This is a genomic window from Comamonas thiooxydans (genome assembly GCF_002157685.2).
GTDB lineage: Bacteria > Pseudomonadota > Gammaproteobacteria > Burkholderiales > Burkholderiaceae_C > Comamonas > Comamonas testosteroni_H.
Map to the genome: position 1 here is coordinate 1,632,376 of NZ_AP026738.1, position 17,946 is coordinate 1,650,321.

Annotated in this window: 15 protein-coding genes and 3 tRNA genes; 12 read left to right on the top strand and 6 right to left on the bottom strand. The window is 60.2% G+C overall.

Annotation, left to right across the window (positions count from 1 at the left end):
• The 5 genes from CTR2_RS07455 to CTR2_RS07475 all read left to right on the top strand — a co-directional run bounded on the left by CTR2_RS07455 (position 1) and on the right by CTR2_RS07475 (position 3,914).
• Positions 1–3,090 carry an efflux RND transporter permease subunit gene (locus CTR2_RS07455; RefSeq protein ID WP_003061132.1) on the top strand — a complete coding sequence of 1,030 codons (3,090 nt, stop codon included), beginning with the start codon at positions 1–3 and terminating at the stop codon, positions 3,088–3,090.
• 20 nt (positions 3,091–3,110) lie between these two features.
• Positions 3,111–3,446, top strand: coding sequence for a P-II family nitrogen regulator (locus CTR2_RS07460; protein WP_039050540.1), 336 nt, complete (start codon positions 3,111–3,113; stop codon positions 3,444–3,446).
• A 148-nt stretch (positions 3,447–3,594) separates the two neighbouring features.
• Positions 3,595–3,670: transfer RNA gene (locus tag CTR2_RS07465), tRNA-Ala, on the top strand.
• Positions 3,671–3,713: 43 nt separating this feature from the next.
• A tRNA-Glu gene (locus tag CTR2_RS07470) sits at positions 3,714–3,789 on the top strand.
• Positions 3,790–3,837: 48 nt separating this feature from the next.
• Positions 3,838–3,914 (top strand) — tRNA-Asp (locus tag CTR2_RS07475).
• Positions 3,915–4,008: 94 nt separating this feature from the next.
• On the opposite strand, the gene CTR2_RS07480 is transcribed toward CTR2_RS07475, so the two are convergent.
• Positions 4,009–4,767 carry a 3-hydroxyacyl-CoA dehydrogenase gene (locus tag CTR2_RS07480; protein WP_003057163.1) on the bottom strand — a complete coding sequence of 253 codons (759 nt, stop codon included), beginning with the start codon at positions 4,765–4,767 and terminating at the stop codon, positions 4,009–4,011.
• Between the two features lie 271 nt (positions 4,768–5,038).
• Positions 5,039–5,587, bottom strand: a complete 549-nt coding sequence (locus tag CTR2_RS07485; RefSeq protein ID WP_003067688.1) for a phasin family protein — start codon at positions 5,585–5,587, stop codon at positions 5,039–5,041.
• A gap of 351 nt (positions 5,588–5,938) precedes the next feature.
• Between CTR2_RS07485 and CTR2_RS07490 the strand changes: the two genes are divergently transcribed.
• The 7 genes from CTR2_RS07490 to CTR2_RS07520 all read left to right on the top strand — a co-directional run bounded on the left by CTR2_RS07490 (position 5,939) and on the right by CTR2_RS07520 (position 14,043).
• The gene (locus CTR2_RS07490; protein ID WP_087085923.1) at positions 5,939–6,418 is read left to right on the top strand and encodes an acyl-CoA thioesterase; all 480 of its coding nucleotides are present in this window, start codon (positions 5,939–5,941) and stop codon (positions 6,416–6,418) included.
• Between the two features lie 230 nt (positions 6,419–6,648).
• Positions 6,649–7,884: a nicotinate phosphoribosyltransferase gene (gene pncB / locus CTR2_RS07495; RefSeq protein ID WP_012837590.1), complete on the top strand. Its 1,236-nt coding sequence runs from the start codon at positions 6,649–6,651 to the stop codon at positions 7,882–7,884.
• 82 nt (positions 7,885–7,966) lie between these two features.
• A complete protein-coding gene (locus tag CTR2_RS07500; RefSeq protein WP_087085922.1) occupies positions 7,967–9,385 on the top strand; it encodes a sodium:proton antiporter in 1,419 nt (472 codons plus the stop codon).
• Between the two features lie 59 nt (positions 9,386–9,444).
• Positions 9,445–10,422 carry a 2-hydroxyacid dehydrogenase gene (locus tag CTR2_RS07505; RefSeq protein WP_087085921.1) on the top strand — a complete coding sequence of 326 codons (978 nt, stop codon included), beginning with the start codon at positions 9,445–9,447 and terminating at the stop codon, positions 10,420–10,422.
• Positions 10,423–10,558: 136 nt separating this feature from the next.
• A complete protein-coding gene (locus CTR2_RS07510; protein ID WP_012837593.1) occupies positions 10,559–10,966 on the top strand; it encodes a tautomerase family protein in 408 nt (135 codons plus the stop codon).
• A 276-nt stretch (positions 10,967–11,242) separates the two neighbouring features.
• The gene (locus CTR2_RS07515) at positions 11,243–12,853 is read left to right on the top strand and encodes a DNA recombination protein RmuC (RefSeq protein WP_087085920.1); all 1,611 of its coding nucleotides are present in this window, start codon (positions 11,243–11,245) and stop codon (positions 12,851–12,853) included.
• On the top strand, positions 12,850–14,043 hold the full coding sequence (locus tag CTR2_RS07520) for an MFS transporter (protein WP_087085919.1): 1,194 nt from the start codon (positions 12,850–12,852) through the stop codon (positions 14,041–14,043). Before CTR2_RS07515 ends, CTR2_RS07520 begins: the two co-directional genes overlap by 4 nt.
• A gap of 64 nt (positions 14,044–14,107) precedes the next feature.
• On the opposite strand, the gene lapB is transcribed toward CTR2_RS07520, so the two are convergent.
• The 4 genes from lapB to rpsA all read right to left on the bottom strand — a co-directional run bounded on the left by lapB (position 14,108) and on the right by rpsA (position 17,813).
• Entirely contained in the window at positions 14,108–15,265 is a 1,158-nt protein-coding gene (gene lapB / locus CTR2_RS07525) for a lipopolysaccharide assembly protein LapB (protein WP_087085918.1), read from the bottom strand.
• Positions 15,255–15,590, bottom strand: a complete 336-nt coding sequence (locus tag CTR2_RS07530) for a LapA family protein (protein WP_087085917.1) — start codon at positions 15,588–15,590, stop codon at positions 15,255–15,257. Before CTR2_RS07530 ends, lapB begins: the two co-directional genes overlap by 11 nt.
• 110 nt (positions 15,591–15,700) lie before the next feature.
• Positions 15,701–16,021: an integration host factor subunit beta gene (locus CTR2_RS07535; RefSeq protein WP_003077008.1), complete on the bottom strand. Its 321-nt coding sequence runs from the start codon at positions 16,019–16,021 to the stop codon at positions 15,701–15,703.
• Positions 16,022–16,130: 109 nt separating this feature from the next.
• Complete coding sequence (gene rpsA / locus CTR2_RS07540) at positions 16,131–17,813, bottom strand: 30S ribosomal protein S1 (RefSeq protein ID WP_003057144.1); 1,683 nt, start codon at positions 17,811–17,813, stop codon at positions 16,131–16,133.
• Between the last annotated feature and the right edge of the window lie 133 nt (positions 17,814–17,946).

A 17,946-nucleotide genomic window follows, 5' to 3' on the forward strand; every position in this document is an offset into this window, starting at 1 on the left:
ATGATTGCCTCCATGATTCGTGCCGCGCTATCGCAGCGGCTGGTGGTGGTCGTGCTGGCGCTGGTGATGTGTGGCTTTGGCCTGCGTGCCGCCATGAATCTGTCGGTGGATGCTTTCCCCGATGTGACCAATGTGCAGGTTCAGGTTGCCACCGAAGCCCCTGGTCGTTCGCCCGAGGAGATCGAGCGTTTTGTGACCGTGCCTCTCGAAATCGCCATGACGGGATTGCCCGGGCTGGCGGAGATGCGCTCGCTCAACAAGAGCGGTCTGTCCATCATCACGCTGGTGTTTACCGATGCGACCGATGTGTACTTTGCCCGGCAGTTGGTGACGGAGCGTCTGATCGAAGTCACGCCACGCATGCCTGAAGGCATCGTGCCGGTGCTGGGGCCGGTATCCACTGGCCTGGGTGAGGTCTACCAGTACACGCTGGACCACCCCGATGATGGCAAGCGTGAGCTGACTCAGGCCGAGTTGACGGAGCGTCGCACCATTCAGGACTGGGTGGCGCGTCCGTTGCTGCGATCCATTCCCGGTGTGGCTGAAATCAACTCTCAGGGCGGATATGTCAAGCAGTACCAGGTGCTGGTCGATCCTGCCCGCCTGCGTCACTACAACCTGAGCGTGCGTCAGGTGGTGCAAGCCGTGGCGGACAACAATGCCAATGCCAGCGGCGGCATCCTGCCGCAGGTGACCGAGCAGTATCTGATTCGCGGCGTGGGCATGATCCGCACGCTGGACGATATCGGCAACATCGTGCTCAAGGAGCAGGGAGGAGTGCCGGTCTATGTGCGTGATGTGGCCAAGGTGCAGATTGATGCCGAGGTGCGACAGGGCGCCATCATCAAGGGCGGCTATACCGAGGGCGTTTCGGGCATCGTGCTGATGATGCGCGGCGGCAATGCCAAGGAGGTGGTGACCCGCGTGAAGGAGCGGGTGGAAGAGATCAACTCCAAGGGCATGCTGCCTGGCGGCCTGCAGATTGTTCCTTACTATGACCGTACCGATCTGGTGGATTCCGCTCTCTGGACCGTGGGCAAGGTGCTGATTGAAGGCATCTTCCTGGTGGTGGTGGTGCTGTTCATCTTCCTGGGCGATGTGCGTTCCAGCCTGATTGTGGTGGCGACGCTGATCATTACGCCGCTGACCACCTTCATCATGATGAACAAGTACGGCATTTCGGCTAACCTGATGTCCTTGGGGGGCTTGGCGATTGCCATTGGCCTGATGGTGGATGCCACCGTGGTGGTGGTTGAAAACGTCTTCCACAAACTAGGGCAGGCGGGCAATTCGCGCGGCGAGCGCATTCGCACCGTGCTGTCGGCCACCGTGGAAGTTGCCACACCCACCATCTTCGGTATTGCCATCATCATCTTGGTGTTCCTGCCGCTGATGACGCTGCAAGGTATTGAAGGCAAGATGTTCGGCCCGCTGGCGCTGACCATCGCCATGGCTCTGGCGATCTCGCTGGCAGTGTCGCTGTTCCTGTCGCCTGTGCTGTGCTCCTACTTCCTCAAGGGCGGCGCCGATCACGATACCAAGCTGATTGGCTTCCTCAAGCGCCACTATCTGCGTCTGCTTGACGGTGCGACTGCACGCAACCGCCTGACGCTGGCCGTGGCCGTGGCTTTGCTGATCGGATCGCTGGGCCTGTTCCCGTTCCTGGGCAAGTCCTTCATGCCGACCATGAAGGAAGGTGCGCTGACACCGCAGATCAACCGCGTGCCCAGCATTTCCCTGGATGAATCCATTCGCATGGAAATGGCTGCCATGAAGGAAGTGGCGCAGGTGCCAGGCGTGAAGTCCGTGGTGTCCAAGCTGGGACGAGGCGAATCGCCAGCCGATCCTGCCGGCCCCAATGAGTCTGACCCCATCGTGCTGCTGGACCCCGAGTCCGAGCGTACCCAGGATGAGATCGACGAAGAGATTCGTCAGCGCCTGTCCAAGATTCCCGGCGTGCAGATTGTGCTGTCCCAGCCCATCTCCGAGCGTGTGGATGAAATGGTGACCGGCGTGCGCTCGCAACTGGCCGTGAAGGTGTTCGGGGACGAGCTGGAAGACCTCAAGGAAGTCTCCGAGCAGGTGGCGCGCATCCTGAAGAGCGTCTCCGGCAGTACGGATATCCGTATCGAGCGACTCTCGGGTCAGCAGGCTCTGACGGTGGACATCGACCGTAAGGCGATTGCTCGTCACGGTCTGAACGTTGCCGATGTGCAAAGCCTGCTGGAGTCAGCCATTGGCGGCAAGGACGTGACGACCTTGTATGAGGGCGAGCGTCGTTACTCGGTCGTGGTGCGTTTCCCCGAGTCCTATCGTGGATCGCCTGAAGCCATTGGCGCAACTCTGTTGACCACGGCGGCTGGCGCACAAGTGCCGCTGAGCAGTCTGGCCAGGATTGAGCTGGTCGATGGCCCTGCGCAGATCAGCCGCGAAGGTGGCAAGCGCCGTGTGGTGGTGGGCGCGAACGTGGAAGGGCGTGACCTGGCCGGCTTTGTCGCCGAGGTCGAGCAGCGCCTGGACAAGGAGGTCAAGCTGCCCGACGGCTATTACTTCAAGTTCGGCGGTCAGTTCGAAAACATGGAGCGCGCCATGGGCACGCTGCAGGTGATCGTGCCGCTGACCATCGTGGCCATCTTCTTCCTGCTGTTCCTGCTGTTCAACTCCATCAAGCTGGCAAGCCTGATCATTCTGGTGCTGCCCTTTGCTTCGATTGGTGGCCTGATTGGTTTGTTTGTCACTGGTGAATATGTGAGCGTGCCGGCATCGGTAGGCTTTATTGCCCTGTGGGGTATTGCTGTGCTGAACGGCGTGGTGCTTGTATCCAGCATTCGCCAACTGCGCCAGGACGGTATGGACGTGGCCGAAGCCGTGCGCGAAGGCTGTACTCAGCGATTCCGTCCTGTGATGATGACCGCAACCGTGGCTTTGCTGGGCCTGGTGCCATTCCTGTTTGCGACAGGTCCTGGCTCCGAAGTTCAGCGTCCCTTGGCTATCGTGGTGATCGGTGGTTTGATTACCTCGACTTTGTTGACGCTGGTGGTGCTGCCCACGCTGTACCGCTGGTTTGACGAGAAGCCGACCGAGGCTTGATTTGAGAAAGGAGTGATCCGATGACGATGAAAGAAATCCGCGCCATCGTGCGTCCCAGCCGGTTGGAGCGCCTGCGCACCGAGCTGCGTGCGATTCCGAATTTTCCCGGCGTGACGATTTTCAAAGCCGAGGGCTTTACGGCCCCCGCGGCAGTGGACAAGCGCACGGTCAAGGATGAGCTGACCGACTTTTCGGACAAGCTCATGGTCTGCGTGATCGTGGAGGAGTCCATGGTGGGGGCGATTCGCGAAGCCATCGTCGCGGCCTGCCGCACCGGGCAGATCGGCGACGGTCTGGTCTGGACGGTGGATATCGGCGAGATGCACCGTATCCGTGACGGTGGCGCGGTGAGCTGATCAGGCTTGGCACTGAAGGAAAAAGGGATGCGCTCTGCATCCCTTTTTTCATGCTTTCGACAAAATGTTGGAAGTTTGGAAAAACTGGCAAAAACCCTGTGCTACAATTTTTGCATTGCAGCAGAGAAACACTGTTTCATTGCTTCAGGGGGGTATAGCTCAGCTGGGAGAGCGCTTGCATGGCATGCAAGAGGTCATCGGTTCGATCCCGTTTACCTCCACCAAAATTTTGACGGCAAGTCGCAAGACTTGAATCGTTCTAGGATTGACCCTATCGTCTAGAGGCCTAGGACATCACCCTTTCACGGTGAGTACCGGGGTTCGAATCCCCGTAGGGTCGCCAAGTTTGAAGCGCTTGAAGCTACATGATATGTAGCAAAGCTTCCTGCCAGGAGTGGTAGTTCAGTTGGTTAGAATACCGGCCTGTCACGCCGGGGGTCGCGGGTTCGAGTCCCGTCCACTCCGCCAGATTCGAAAAGCCGCAATCAAGCAATTGATTGCGGCTTTTTCTTTGCCTGGAATCTGGAGAAAAGGCCTTGCGGCAAGGCCTTTGATTTACCCATTATTTCGGGGCCATGCGAATGGCGCCGTCCAGGCGGATGACTTCGCCATTGAGCATGTCGTTTTCCAGGATCTGCTTGACCAGCTTGGCGTAGTCCTCGGGCTTGCCCAGGCGACTGGGGAAGGGTACGCTGGCGGCCAGTGCATCCTGAACTTCCTGCGGCATGGTGAACAGCATGGGGGTGCCGAAGATACCGGGAGCAATCGTCATATTGCGAATGCCGCTGCGAGCCAGGTCGCGAGCAATGGGCAGCGTCATGCCGACCACGCCGCCCTTGGAGGCAGAGTAGGCGGCCTGACCGATCTGGCCGTCATAGGCTGCGACGCTGGCGGTAGAAATCAGCACACCGCGCTCGCCGGTAGGCTCCGGCTCATTCTTGCTCATGGCATCCGCTGCCAGGCGAATCATGTTGAAGGTGCCGACCAGGTTGACCATGATGGTCTTGGTATAGACGGCCAGGCTGTGCGGGCCGCTCTTGCCTACGGTCTTCTCGGCTGGTGCAATACCGGCGCAGTTGATCAGGCCGGCGAGTTTGCCCAGGCTGGTGGCCTTGGCGACTACGGCCTGACCATCGGCCTCATTGCTGACATCGCAGCGCAGATAGACGCCACCGATCTCACTGGCTACGGCCTCGCCGCGCTCTGCATTCATGTCGGCAATCACGACCTTGCCGCCGTTGGCGGCCAGCATGCGCGCCGTACCTTCGCCCAAGCCTGAAGCGCCGCCGGTCACGATGAATACGCGATCCTGAATCTGCATGAACTGTCTCCTTGTTCGATGTCTGTTGACGTTGACGTAAACGTCAATTATGCACAGAGTGAAGGAACTTGCGACCTGAGGAAAGCGCGCATAAAAAAAAGCCCAATCGGAAAGATTGGGCTTTGAAGGGATCCATGAAACGGGGGTTTCAGGAGGATCCAAGGAGACAACTTGCGCAAGGTCAGCATCTGATTCAATGTATGCCGACCTGATATGCTGGTGATTATAGGGTAAACCCTAGGCTTTGCCAAGCATGTCAATAACCATGTTCTTAACGCTTGGCGGCGGTCGTGGCCTTGACAGCTTCGGTTGCTGTCTTGGTGGCTGCGTTGAAATTGGCTTCGGCCATGTCGGAGGCTTGCTTCACCGCCTTTTGCACGGATTCGAAGGCGTTGTTGGCGGCAGAGACTGCGCTCTTGACCATGGCAACAGCGGATTCGGAGCCGGCAGGAGCATTCTTGGTTGTGTTGTCCAGCAGGGCATTGAAGTTCTTGCGAGCTTCGGTGGACTGGGCTTCCAGCGTCTTGTTGAATTCGCCGGCAGTGTTGCTGGCGATGTCGTACAGGTGGCGGCTGTAGGAAGCGGTTTTCTCGGCCAGCGGCTGGAACAGGCCTGCTTGCAGAGTCAGCAGTTCCTGAGCGTCCTTGACGCTGAGTACGGCCTGGGTGTGCTGGGCAGCTTCGGCCAGTGCGGCGCGCGAAGCGGTGACGTTCAGTTCCACCAGCTTTTCCACGCCTTCGAAAGCTTTGCTGGTCAGGCCGAACAATGTCTCGAAGTGGGCTTTTTGTGCGCTCAGGATTTGGTCAGGGGTCAGGCTCATGGCAATTCTCCAAAATTACGGATCTAACAAAGGGATCGGACCGGAGGAAACGTCTGCTCTGACATGACCGCTATCTTTGCCAGTCGTATGTTGCAGTGCAGCATGGGTGCATTGTGAAAGAGAATTTGTGGCAATGCAAGCTTTAATTTGTTGCGCTGCAGCAAAAAATCTAATGACTCTTTGTTTTTGATAAGTATCTGATTTTTAAAAGACTTTGTTATGTCTGATAACTGACAAAGATTGAATGAGCGTGTGTTCTTTGTGCAGTGCGTCATGCGTTGATGAGTGACAACCTGCAAGCCCTGTCGCGGTGGTGCTGGCGGCGCCGGAACGGCTCTGCAAAATGACTGCATGACTGCATCGTTATCTCATGGCAAACCTTTGCGCGCCCAGCCGCAGGCGCGCGACTCCTATCCCGTGTTTCGTGAAATCAGCACCCGCTGGTCGGACAACGATGTTTACGGTCATGTGAACAACGTCATCTACTACAGCTGGTTTGATACCGCGGTCAATGCGTATCTGATAGAGCAGGGCGCGCTGGATATTCATGATGGGCAGACGATTGGCCTGGTGATAGAGACCCAGTGCAATTACTTTGCCTCGTTGGCTTTCCCGCAAGCCGTGGAGGCGGGTATTCGCGTGGCCCATCTGGGTAGCTCCAGCGTGCGCTACGAAGTGGGTCTGTTTGCCAGGGGGGCGAGCCAGTCGGCTGCTGCCGGGCATTTTGTGCATGTCTATGTCGACAGACAGACGCGCCGGCCTGTGCCCTTGCCCGAGCCCTTGCGGGCGGTACTACAGTCACTGCTGCGTACAGAGCTAGCTGGGGAATAGCAAAAACGATAGCTTCTTGCGTATGTGTATCAAAGGCTTGGGTCTGATCTGATTGATATATCTTGCGGTAAATCCGAAGCCCGCATCTGCAAGAAGCGCTTGGGGGCAGTGAGTACGGTGCAGGGTGTGGAATCGCCTACACTCGTCAGTCTCTGTTGAGGCTGGCGCAGCCTGTGTTTTGAGCCAGCCTTGTTCCATGACTGAACGGACCGTCAGGCCCACCGTCGTCCATGATCATCACCAGTCTGCTAGACACCGACCTGTACAAATTCACGATGATGCAGGTGGTGCTGCATCAGTTTCCGGGCGCGCAGGTGGAGTACCGCTTCAAATGCCGCAACCCTGGCGTGCAACTGGCTCCGTACGTCAATGAAATCCGCGAAGAAATCCGCTCTCTGTGCAAGCTGCGCTTTCAAGATGCCGAGCTGGCCTATCTGAGTTCGCTGCGTTTCATCAAGAGCGATTTTGTCGATTTCCTGAGCCTGTTCCAGCTCAACGACAAATACATCACGGTCACGCCCCTGGCCAGCGGCGAGATCGACATCACCATCCAGGGCCCCTGGTTGCACACCATCCTGTTCGAGATCCCGGTGCTGGCCATCGTCAACGAGGTGTATTTCCGCAATACGCAGCCTGTGCCCAACTTCCTGGAAGGACGCAAGCGCCTGGACGAGAAGATCGAGTTGCTTCAGGCACCTGGCCTTGAGTCGCTCAAGATTGCCGATTACGGCACCCGCAGGCGCTTTTCCAGGGCCTGGCATGAAGAGGTGCTGCGGGTGCTTTGCGCCAGGCTGGGTCATTCGGGGGCGGCGCGCGTCAACGGTCAGCGCAAGGGGCAACTGGCGGGCACCAGCAATGTGCTGTATGCGATGAAGCTGGGCTTGATCCCGCTGGGCACCTTGGCGCATGAATATCTGCAGGCCTGCCAGTCGCTGGGCCCGCGCCTGCGCGACAGCCAGATCTTCGGCTTCGAGTCCTGGGCGCGCGAGTACCGGGGCGACCTGGGGATTGCGCTGTCCGACGTCTATGGCATGTCGGCCTTCCTGCGTGATTTCGATCTGTACTTCTGCAAGCTTTTTGACGGTGCGCGTCATGACAGCGGCGACCCGTTTGACTGGGGCGAGCGCCTGATAGCGCATTACAAGGCCAACAAGATCGACCCGCTGAGCAAGGTGCTGATCTTCAGCGACGGTTTGACCATACCCAAAACTATCGGGCTGTTCGAGCGCTTCAACGGTCGCTGCCAGCTGGCATTCGGCATCGGCACCAATCTGACCAACGATTTGGGAAATCCCCCCGAGCATGTGCCATTGCAGATCGTGATCAAGATGACGCGCTGCAACGGCCAGCCTGTGGCAAAGCTATCGGACACACCGGGCAAGAGCATGTGTGACGATGAAAAATACCTGGCCTATCTGCGCCAGGTATTCAGCATTGCGCCGCCGGAGCCGGTTTCGCCGGCATAGAAATCAAAGAATCATTGGCGGGAGTTATGCCCATTGCAGGGCAAAGAGCAGAGAGGATGGGCGTTTGAACAGCAAATCTTTTATGAAAGCCGCTGCGGCCGCGCTGCTGACGCTGGCAGCGGCCACTGCGCAGGCCGCAGACATTGACGGCGCAGCCATGTCCGTGGCTTGGGGTCTGCCGTTTGTGGGCATGCTGCTGTCCATTGCGCTGCTGCCGCTGCTGCTTCCGCAATTCTGGCATCACCATTTCGGCAAGGTCACCGCCGGCTGGGCGCTGGCCTTCCTGCTGCCTTTTGCGCTGGTCTACGGTCTGGGCGCAGCGGGCGTGAATCTGGTGCATGCCTTGCTGGCCGAGTATCTGCCGTTCGTGATCCTGCTGACCGCGTTGTACACGGTGGCCGGAGGCATCTATGTGCGCGGCAATCTGCGTGGTTCGCCGGGGTTGAATACCGCCATCCTGGCCATTGGAGCGGTGCTGGCCAGCTTCATGGGCACGACCGGGGCTTCCATGCTGCTGATACGCCCCTTGCTGCGCGCCAATGACAACCGCCGTCATCAGGCTCATGTGGTGGTGTTTTTCATCTTCATCGTCTCCAATGCCGGGGGAGCGTTGACGCCGCTTGGAGATCCGCCGCTGTTCCTGGGCTTTCTGAAGGGGGTGGACTTCTTCTGGACGGTGAGCCATATCTGGGGCCCGATGTTGTTCCTCACGCTGGCGCTGCTGGCCATCTTCTATGTGATAGATCACAAGCTGATGGGGCAAAAGGGCGAGACCGATCTGCCCGATCCCACGCCCAGCATGGATGTGACCGGGGCTCAAAGCCGTCTGGGCTTTGAAGGCCGCGTGAACTTTGTGCTGCTGATGGTAGTGGTGGCTCTGGTGCTGGTCAGCGGCATCTGGCGCACTCCTGCGGGTATCGAGATCGCCGGGACCCATGTGGGCCTGCCCGGTCTGGTGCGCGATCTGGGTTTGCTTGCCGTGGTGCTGCTGTCGCTCAAGCTCACGCCCGCTCGTGTGCATCAGGCCAATGAGTTCGGCTGGGGTCCCATGCAGGAAGTGGCCAAGCTGTTTGCAGGTATTTTCCTGACCATCATTCCCGTCATCGCCATGCTCAAGGCCGGTGTCGATGGCCCGTTCGGTGCCGTGGTGCGCGCAGTCACCAATGCCGATGGCACGCCCAACCCGGCCATGTATTTCTGGGCCACGGGTCTGCTGTCTTCCTTCCTCGACAACGCTCCGACCTATCTGGTGTTCTTCAATACCGCCGGTGGCGACCCCGCGCACCTCATGACCGAGATGGCGCTGACGCTAACTGCCATTTCTGCCGGTGCCGTGTTCATGGGCGCGAACACATACATTGGCAATGCGCCCAATCTCATGGTCAAGGCGATTGCCGAAGATCGCGGCGTGAAGATGCCGGGCTTTTTCGGCTACATGCTCTGGTCGGTCTGCGTGCTGGTGCCGCTGCTGCTGCTGATCACCTGGATTTGGTTTTTATAGGCCGTGAAAGCGTGGCCTGGCCGCGCCGCCATCACCCATCACTTGAAGAGGAAACAACGATGAGCAACAAGCCTCGCATTCTGATTGCCCGCGCCATTTCACCCGAGGTGGTGCAGCGGCTGCAGCAGCACTTTGAGGTGCAGTCCAATCAGGACGATGTGGTCTGGTCTCCGGCAGAGCTGGCGCAGCAGTTGCAGGGCAAGGACGGCGTGCTGACCACGGGTTCGCAGCGCATCGATGCCGAGCTGCTGGCATCCTGCCCGCAGCTCAAGATCGTGGCCAATATGGCGGTGGGCTACAACAATTTCGATGTGCCCGCGATGACGGCTGCGGGCGTGCAGGGCACGAATGCTCCCGATGTGCTGACCGAGACAACGGCCGATTTCGGCTTTGCCCTGCTGATGGCCACAGCGCGCCGCATTGCCGAGAGCGAGCACTATCTGCGTGCCGGGCTCTGGAAGGACTGGCATTACGACCTGTTTGCGGGTGCCGAGGTGCATGGCAGCACGCTGGGCATCCTGGGCATGGGCCGCATCGGCCAGGCCATTGCACGCCGTGCGGCTTACGGCTTTGGCATGGAAGTGATCTATCACAACCGCTCGCGCCTGGATGCTGCCCTGGAAGCCGAGTGCAAGGCCAGCTATGTCGGCAAGCAGGAGCTGCTCGAGCGTGCAGACCATCTGATGCTGGTGCTGCCATTCACCCCCGAAAACCGCCACACCATAGGCGCGGCAGAAATTGCGCAGATGAAGCCCACGGCCACGCTGATCAATATTGCGCGTGGCGGCATCGTCGATGATGCGGCTCTGGCCCAGGCACTCAAGGATAAGCGCATTGCCGCAGCGGGGCTGGACGTGTTCGAGGGTGAGCCTGTCGTGCATCCAGATCTGCTGACCGTGCCCAATGTGGTGCTGACACCTCATATCGCCAGCGCCACCAAGGGCACGCGTACGGCCATGGCGGGTCTGGCGGCAGACAACCTGATCTCGTTCTTTGCCGGCAAGGGGCCGCTGACGCCCGTCAATCAGCTGGCCTGATGCAGCGATTAGGCCGTATCACGTCATATCAGTTTGAGGGCGAATACGTGCTCTGAGTGCGTTGTCGGCTTTGATAATTTCTGCCCGCTTGGCGTCTGTGCGCACAGCGGGCTTTTTTATATCAAGCGAGACAGCAATGCCTTTTATCCGCACCAGCGTCCACAAGGACACCACGCCCGCCCAGCGCCAGGCCATCGTCAACGGTATTCATCAGGCCCTGATCGACGGCATCGGCATGCCCGCCGATGAGCTGTTCAACATGGTTGAGGAATATGACGAGCAGAAGTTCTTCTTCAGCCGCACCTTCAACGGCTACAAGCGCTCGGACCGCGTGGTCGTGGTCGAGATCACCATGCGCCGTGGGCGCAGCGATGCCATGAAGCGCGCGCTGTACGCCAACATCGCTGCCAATCTGGAAAAAGATGCGGACGTCGCACCCAGCGATGTGTTCATTTTCACGCACGAAAACGACTATTCCGACTGGTCCGTGGGCGGCGGCAAGTTCGCCATGGCCATTGCCCAGCAAGTGGGCCCCGACGCCTGATTCCTGCGTCAACCGATTGCAGCCTCGCTGTCACCAAGGCTGCAACCGGAAGCAGCACTTTTGACTGCATTGAATTTTTCGTGGCTCTGAGGACTGATAATTTGCCTGCGCGCTAGTGCTTGCAAACTTCAGTCTGCAATGCCCATGGCGGAAATTCAATGAATAGGTCTGTAGCGCTTTTCTGATAAGTGCTTGCAGCTATGGAAAAAAGAGTGCGAAAGGCGTGGCAAGACAGTGACTACGTGGTGGCTTGGGTTTGCGGCGCTGGCCGTATTGATGGTGGGCCTGCTTCTGGTGCTGCTGTGGTGGCTGCAGGGGCTGCGCCGTCAGACGGAACTTGCTCTGGGCCCTGATGCGATGAGGCTGCAAGCCCAGCTGCTGCAGGGATTGCAGGGGCTGGATGTCAGGCTGCAGCAGCTGGAGCGCAGCAGCCAGAGTACCCAGATGACGGTGGCCAAGAGCGATGGAGCCCTGGACCGTGTCACCCAGCATGTACAGACCCAGTTGACCCAGGCCCAGCAGGATGCACTGGCCGCAAGGCGCGAGCAGGCTGCGGCGCTGGCATCCTTTCGTGAAGACGTTGCCCAGCTGGCGCAGCGGCTGACGGGCGACAGCCAGCAGGCGCGCGCGGCACTGGCCCAAAGCAGTGCGGAGCAGGCCGTCCATGTCCAGCAGCGCTTCGAGGCCCTGGCTGAGACCACGCGCGGCACGCTGGACTCGCTCAAGGGCGACATCCAGCAGCAGCTCACGCATATGAGTACCAATATGGGGGCTGCGCTCAAGGATCAGCTGGGCAGCAATGGCGAGCAGCTGCGCCATCAGTTTGCCGTGCTGCAGGATGCGGTGAGCCAGCAGCTGGCTGCGCTGACGCAGGGCCAGCAGACCACGGCCGAGCAGCTGCGTGCAACGCTCAACGAGCGCCTGGCCACGATTCAGAGCGACAACGCCCTCAAGCTCGACGAGATGCGCCGCACCGTCGATGAAAAACTGCATGCCACGCTGGAGCAGCGTCTGGGCGAGTCCTTCAAGCTGGTCAGCGACCGGCTGGAGCAGGTGCACAAGGGGCTGGGCGAGATGCAGACCCTGGCGGGCAGCGTAGGCGATCTGAAGCGCGTGATGACCAATGTGAAGTCGCGCGGCACCTGGGGCGAGCTGCAGCTGGGCAGCATCATCGACAATGTGCTCACGCCCGAGCAGTACGCCAGAAACGTCAAGACCGTGCCCGACAGCGATGATCTGGTCGAGTTCGCCATCCGGCTGCCGGGGCGCAACGACGAGCATCCCGTCTGGCTGCCCATCGATGCCAAATATCCGGTCGAGCATTACCAGCGCCTGCAGGATGCCCAGGACAGTGCCGACAGGGTGGGCATTGTCGCGGCGGGCAATGCCTTCGAGACATCGATTCGCGGCGAAGCCAGAAAGATTGCGAGCAAGTACATCGCGCCGCCGCACACCACGGATTTCGCCGTCATGTATCTGCCCACCGAGGGCCTGTTTGCCGAAGTGCTACGCCGTCCGGGACTGGTCGAGGCGCTGCAGAACGAGCATCGCATCGTGATTACCGGCCCCGCGAATCTGGCCGCCATGCTCAGCAGCCTGCAGATGGGTTTCAAGACGCTGGCGATCGAGAAGCGCTCCTCCGAAGTCTGGGGCGTGCTCGGACAGGTCAAGACCGAGTTCGGCAAGTTCGGCGAGGTGGTGGAGGCCACGCGCAAGTCCATCGATGCCGCTGCGCGCAAGTTCGATCAGGTGGGTGTGCGCACGCGCGCCATTCAGCGCCATTTGCGTAATGTGCAGGAGCTGCCGAATGAAGCAGGGCAGGAGCAGCCCCTGTTTCCGGCCACCTCGTCTGGAGGCGATCAGACCGCCGGCGAGGATGAAGAATGAATGCGGCCCTGCTGCGCCTGATCCTCGCGCAAGTCTGTATCCACGGCACCATGACCGGAATGCGCATGGCCACGCCGCTTTTGGCGCTCAAGGAGGGCTATAGCGCGGCTGCTGTCGGCATGCTGCTGGCGCTGTTCGCACTGACCCAGGTGTTTCTGTCCCTGCCCGCGGGGCGCTATGCGGACCGTCACGGGCTCAAGCGCCCGCTCATCATCAGCGTGGTGGCCGCATGTTCCGGGGCCGGAGTGGCCGTGCTGTTCCCGATTTATCCGGTGCTGTGCCTGAGCGCTTTGCTGACGGGTGGCGCGGCCGGCATGGCGCTCATCGCCCTGCAGCGCCATGTGGGGCGCATGGCACACAACAAGGACGAGCTGCGCAAGGTCTTCAGCTGGCTGGCGATCGGGCCGGCTATCTCCAATTTTTTGGGACCGTTTGCGGCCGGGCTGCTGATCGACTATGCCGGTGGTGAAGCTGCCAGCACCACGGGCTTCAGGGCGGCCTTCCTGCTGCTGGCCCTGATGCCTCTGGCGGCCTGGTTCTGGGTCAGAACGGTGCAGGAGCTGCCCGCGCTGCAGACCGGTGCTGCGAACCAGAAGGCAACGGCCTGGGATCTGGTGCAGAACCGGGGCTTCAGGCGCCTGTTGCTGCTGAACTGGGCGCTTTCCTCTTGCTGGGACGTGCATACCTTTGTCGTTCCCATTCTGGGTCATGAACGCGGACTGCCTGCCTCGGTGATAGGCAGCATCCTGGGCGCCTTTGCGATTGCTGCGGCCGTGATCCGCATGCTGATGCCCATCATCACGCGCCGCCTGGCCGAATCGCAAGTGGTGCTGGGTGCCATGGTTGCCGCTTGCGCCCTGTTCATCGCCTATCCCTTCATGCCCGGTGCCTGGAGCATGGGCGCCTGTTCGGTCTTGCTGGGCATTGTGCTGGGATCGGTGCAGCCCATGGTGATGAGCATGATTCACCAGATCACGCCACCCGAGCGCCATGGAGAGGCGCTGGGATTGCGCATGATGGCCATCAACGGCTCCAGCGTGCTGATGCCGGTACTGTTCGGCTCGCTGGGCACGGTGGTCGGTGTCTCGGCCCTGTTCTGGGCGGTGGGGGTGCTCGTCGGGGTGTCCTCGCGCCTGCCCTGGCTGATAGGCAAGCAGGATATGCCGGCCGATGAGTGGGGCGGTCATTAACCGGGCCGGCTGCATGCATTGAAAAAGAGCGCCCCGGGGCGCTCTTTTGTCTTCTGGAAGTGCTTTACAGCTCTTCGACCCGGCGTGCAGGGTAGCTGTCCCAGCTCTGGCAGCCGGGGCAATGCCAGAAATGGGTGCGGGCTTCAAAGCCGCAGGCCGCACAGCGATAGCGGGTCAGGGGCTTGGTGGCATGGTTCAGCGCCTTCTGCACGGGGGCATGGTACTGCTCTTCGGTCAGAGTCTCGCCTTCCAGCCATTGGGCGGCCGCCACCAGGGAGGACTCGTGCTCCAGATGCTTCACCAGGCGCTGTCGGCCGGGCGCTGCCGCATCGCCGCTTTTCTGGTCGATGGCGACCAGTGCCTGCAGCAGGTCCAGCGAGGGTGCCTGCTCATAGTGCTTGAGCAGCAGATTGTGGGCCTCTCCCAGAGCACCTGTTGCCTCGGCCACTTCCACCAGCAGGCTGGCCGCCAGGGGCAGGGCTGCGGGGCTGTTCTGTGCCAGAGCCTGAAGGCTCGACAAAGCCTGCGCGGACTGGCCCTGTCGATGCTGAAGCTGAGCCAGCTCCAGACGGGGGCGCGGAGCTTGCGGCGCAGTCTCCAGAGCCTGCCTGAGCTGTGCAAAAGCCTTGTCGAGTTGGCCTTGGGCCACCTGGGATTGAGCGTCTTCACAAAGGTAATGGGCCAGCCGGGTGCTGAAGTCTCCCTGGCCCGAAGCCTGCATCTTGCGCACGATGGCCGCAGCCTGGGCCCAGTCGCGCGAGCGCTCGTAAATGGCCAGCAGCGCCAGGCGTGCTTCGCCTTCGTACTGCGTGCCTTCGAGGCGGTTCAGAGCCTCCTCGGCGCGATCCAGCAGGCCGGCCTTGAGAAAGTCCTGTGCCAGCGCATGCTGGGCACGGTCCCGGTCGGGACGGGTGAGGTCGGCACGGCTGAGCAGATGCTCATGGACGCGCACCGCACGGTTGTATTCGCCGCGGCGGCGAAACAGATTGCCCAGTGCAAAGTGCAGTTCGGTGGTGTCGGGGTCGTTCTGCACGGCCTCGATAAAGGCATCGATGGCCTTGTCCTGCTGTTCGTTGAGCAGAAAGTTCAGGCCTTTGAAGTACGCCTTGGGAGCCTGGCGGTTGTCGGCACGCACCTGGCGCAAATCCCAGCGAGAGGCCAGCCAGCCCAGCACAAAGGCTGCAGGCAGGCCCAGCAAAATCCAAGTCAGATTAAATTCCATGCACGTCGCCCGGCGCAATGATCGAAGAAGAGTTCTGTTCCTTCACCGCAGGTGCTGCACTGGCAGCGTTGACTGCGGCGTTCGGTGCCTGTTGAGTGGCCTGTGCCTCGCGCGCTGCGCTGCGATGCTTGAGCCAGCGTGGCACCATGCCCAGCACTCCGACAAAAAGGCCCAGCGCAAAAGCCGCCAGAACCACCAGCACCAGAGGTGCCGTCCAGGCCGTGCCAAAGAAGAAATGCACGGTGGCGTCTTGCTGGTTGTTGAGTGCGAATGCGAACAGAGTGAAAAAAATGGCTGCCTTGAGCAGCCACAGCAGGTATTTCATGCTTCCCTTTATGCGCCTTGTGTGACGGGAAGATTTTAGGCCAGCCTATGCACGGACAGGCAAACGGACGGCATGCCCGGCTCTGAGGTGGCTGACGATGTCCGCGGACTTCAGGCGGTCTGCGGCTGCTGGGCAGCGGAGTCTTCGGCCTTGAGATTGTCCACGGCTTCGCGCAAGGCCTTGCCGGGCTTGAAATGAGGAACGCGCTTGGAGGGAACCTGAACGGACTCGCCGGAGCGGGGGTTGCGGCCTATGCGGGGCTGGCGGTGATTGATGGCAAAGCTGCCAAAGCCGCGAATTTCAATACGGTGACCGCGCACCAAGGCATCGCTGACGGCGTCCAGAATGGTTTTGACGGCCTGCTCGGCATCACGTTGGTTGAGTTGGCCAAATTGGGCGGCAAGTTCTTCGACGAGATCGGATCGGGTCATCGGGTGGCGGAGGCTCTAGGTTGAAAACAACAACGGGCGCACAGGGCGCCCGTTGTCTTTGACGCTTAGCGGTCAGTCAGGCGAGCTGGCTGACCGGCTGATGCAAGATTTACTTGTCAGCGTCCAGCTTGGCGCGCAGCAGAGCGCCCAGGCTGGTGGTACCAGCGTTTTCCTTGGAGGACTGAGCCGACAGGGAAGCCATGGCGACTTGCTGTTCAGCGTGATCCTTTTGCTTGATGGACAGCTGGATGTTGCGGCTCTTGCGATCCACGTTCACCACCACGGCAGTCACTTCGTCGCCTTCCTTCAGGACGGAACGAGCATCTTCCACCCGGTCTTGCGAGATTTCGGAAGCGCGCAGGTAGCCGATGATGTCTTCACCCAGGTCGATTTCAGCGCCCTTGGCGTCCACAGTCTTGACCTTGCCGGTCACAACTTGGCCCTTGTCGTTCACGGTCACGAAGGTCGTGAAGGGGTCGCTGTCCAGCTGCTTGATGCCCAGGGAGATGCGCTCGCGCTCAACGTCCACGGCCAGCACGATGGCTTCGACTTCTTGACCCTTCTTGTAGTTACGAACAGCGGCTTCGCCGGCTTCGTTCCACGACAGGTCAGACAGGTGCACCAGGCCGTCGATACCGGCAGCCAGACCCACGAACACGCCGAAGTCGGTGATGGACTTGATGGGGCCCTTCACGCGGTCGCCGCGCTTGGTGTTCTGGGCGAATTCTTGCCAGGGGTTAGCCTTGCACTGCTTCATGCCCAGGGAGATGCGACGCTTGTCTTCGTCGATTTCCAGAACCATGACTTCCACTTCGTCGCCCAGGGACACGAGCTTGGTGGGAGCGATGTTCTTGTTGGTCCAGTCCATTTCGGAAACGTGCACCAGGCCTTCGATGCCGGGTTCCAGTTCCACGAATGCGCCGTAGTCAGCAATGTTGGTGACCTTGCCGAACAGACGGGTGGCGGAGGGGTAGCGGCGAGCCACGCCCATCCAGGGATCGTCGCCCATTTGCTTCAGGCCCAGGGACACGCGGTTCTTTTCGGTGTCGAACTTCAGGATCTTGGCAGTGATTTCCTGGCCAGCAGTCACCACTTCGGAGGGGTGACGCACACGGCGCCATGCCATGTCGGTGATGTGCAGCAGGCCGTCGATACCGCCCAGGTCCACGAACGCACCGTATTCGGTGATGTTCTTGACCACGCCCTGAACGATAGCGCCTTCCTTCAGGGTTTCCATCAGCTTGGCGCGCTCTTCGCCCATGGAGGCTTCCACCACAGCGCGGCGCGACAGCACCACGTTGTTGCGCTTGCGATCCAGCTTGATGACCTTGAATTCCAGGGTCTTGTTTTCGTAGGGAGTCAGGTCCTTGATGGGACGTGTGTCGATCAGCGAACCGGGCAGGAAAGCGCGGATGCCGTTGACCAGAACGGTCAGGCCGCCCTTGACCTTGCCGGAAGTGGTGCCGGTCACGAATTCGCCGGATTCCAGAGCCTTTTCCAGCGACAGCCAGGAAGCCAGACGCTTGGCGGTGTCACGGGACAGGATGGTGTCGCCGTAGCCGTTTTCGATGGAGCCGATGGCCACGGACACGAAGTCACCCACTTGGACTTCGACTTCGCCCTGGTCGTTCTTGAACTCGTCGAGGGGCACGTAGGCTTCCGACTTCAGGCCGGCGTTCACCACCACGAAGTTGTGCTCAACGCGCACGACTTCAGCGGTGATAACTTCGCCAGGACGCATTTCGGTGCGTGTCAACGACTCTTCAAAAAGGGCGGCAAAAGATTCAGACATGTAGTTCCTTGCCCGCAACCAGGTTTCCGTCGGCACCATTGCCAAGCGTTTTTAAGACTGATTGCGGAGGTTGTGGGTTTGAGACCCACGGGGGTTAAAGGTTAACAACCTTGCTGCCGGTCCGCGGTCTGCG

Bases quoted from the DNA above. Each gene is read 5' to 3' on its own strand.
- CTR2_RS07535 (WP_003077008.1), bottom strand. From the start codon at position 16,021: ATGACCCGATCCGATCTCGTCGAAGAACTTGCCGCCCAATTTGGCCAA.
- pncB (WP_012837590.1), top strand. From the start codon at position 6,649: ATGATCATCACCAGTCTGCTAGACACCGACCTGTACAAATTCACGATG.
- CTR2_RS07500 (WP_087085922.1), top strand. From the start codon at position 7,967: ATGAAAGCCGCTGCGGCCGCGCTGCTGACGCTGGCAGCGGCCACTGCG.
- CTR2_RS07485 (WP_003067688.1), bottom strand. From the start codon at position 5,587: ATGAGCCTGACCCCTGACCAAATCCTGAGCGCACAAAAAGCCCACTTC.
- CTR2_RS07510 (WP_012837593.1), top strand. From the start codon at position 10,559: ATGCCTTTTATCCGCACCAGCGTCCACAAGGACACCACGCCCGCCCAG.
- CTR2_RS07480 (WP_003057163.1), bottom strand. From the start codon at position 4,767: ATGCAGATTCAGGATCGCGTATTCATCGTGACCGGCGGCGCTTCAGGC.
- rpsA (WP_003057144.1), bottom strand. From the start codon at position 17,813: ATGTCTGAATCTTTTGCCGCCCTTTTTGAAGAGTCGTTGACACGCACC.
- CTR2_RS07505 (WP_087085921.1), top strand. From the start codon at position 9,445: ATGAGCAACAAGCCTCGCATTCTGATTGCCCGCGCCATTTCACCCGAG.
- CTR2_RS07530 (WP_087085917.1), bottom strand. From the start codon at position 15,590: ATGAAATACCTGCTGTGGCTGCTCAAGGCAGCCATTTTTTTCACTCTG.
- CTR2_RS07455 (WP_003061132.1), top strand. From the start codon at position 1: ATGATTGCCTCCATGATTCGTGCCGCGCTATCGCAGCGGCTGGTGGTG.
- CTR2_RS07515 (WP_087085920.1), top strand. From the start codon at position 11,243: ATGGTGGGCCTGCTTCTGGTGCTGCTGTGGTGGCTGCAGGGGCTGCGC.
- CTR2_RS07490 (WP_087085923.1), top strand. From the start codon at position 5,939: ATGACTGCATCGTTATCTCATGGCAAACCTTTGCGCGCCCAGCCGCAG.
- lapB (WP_087085918.1), bottom strand. From the start codon at position 15,265: ATGGAATTTAATCTGACTTGGATTTTGCTGGGCCTGCCTGCAGCCTTT.
- CTR2_RS07520 (WP_087085919.1), top strand. From the start codon at position 12,850: ATGAATGCGGCCCTGCTGCGCCTGATCCTCGCGCAAGTCTGTATCCAC.
- CTR2_RS07460 (WP_039050540.1), top strand. From the start codon at position 3,111: ATGACGATGAAAGAAATCCGCGCCATCGTGCGTCCCAGCCGGTTGGAG.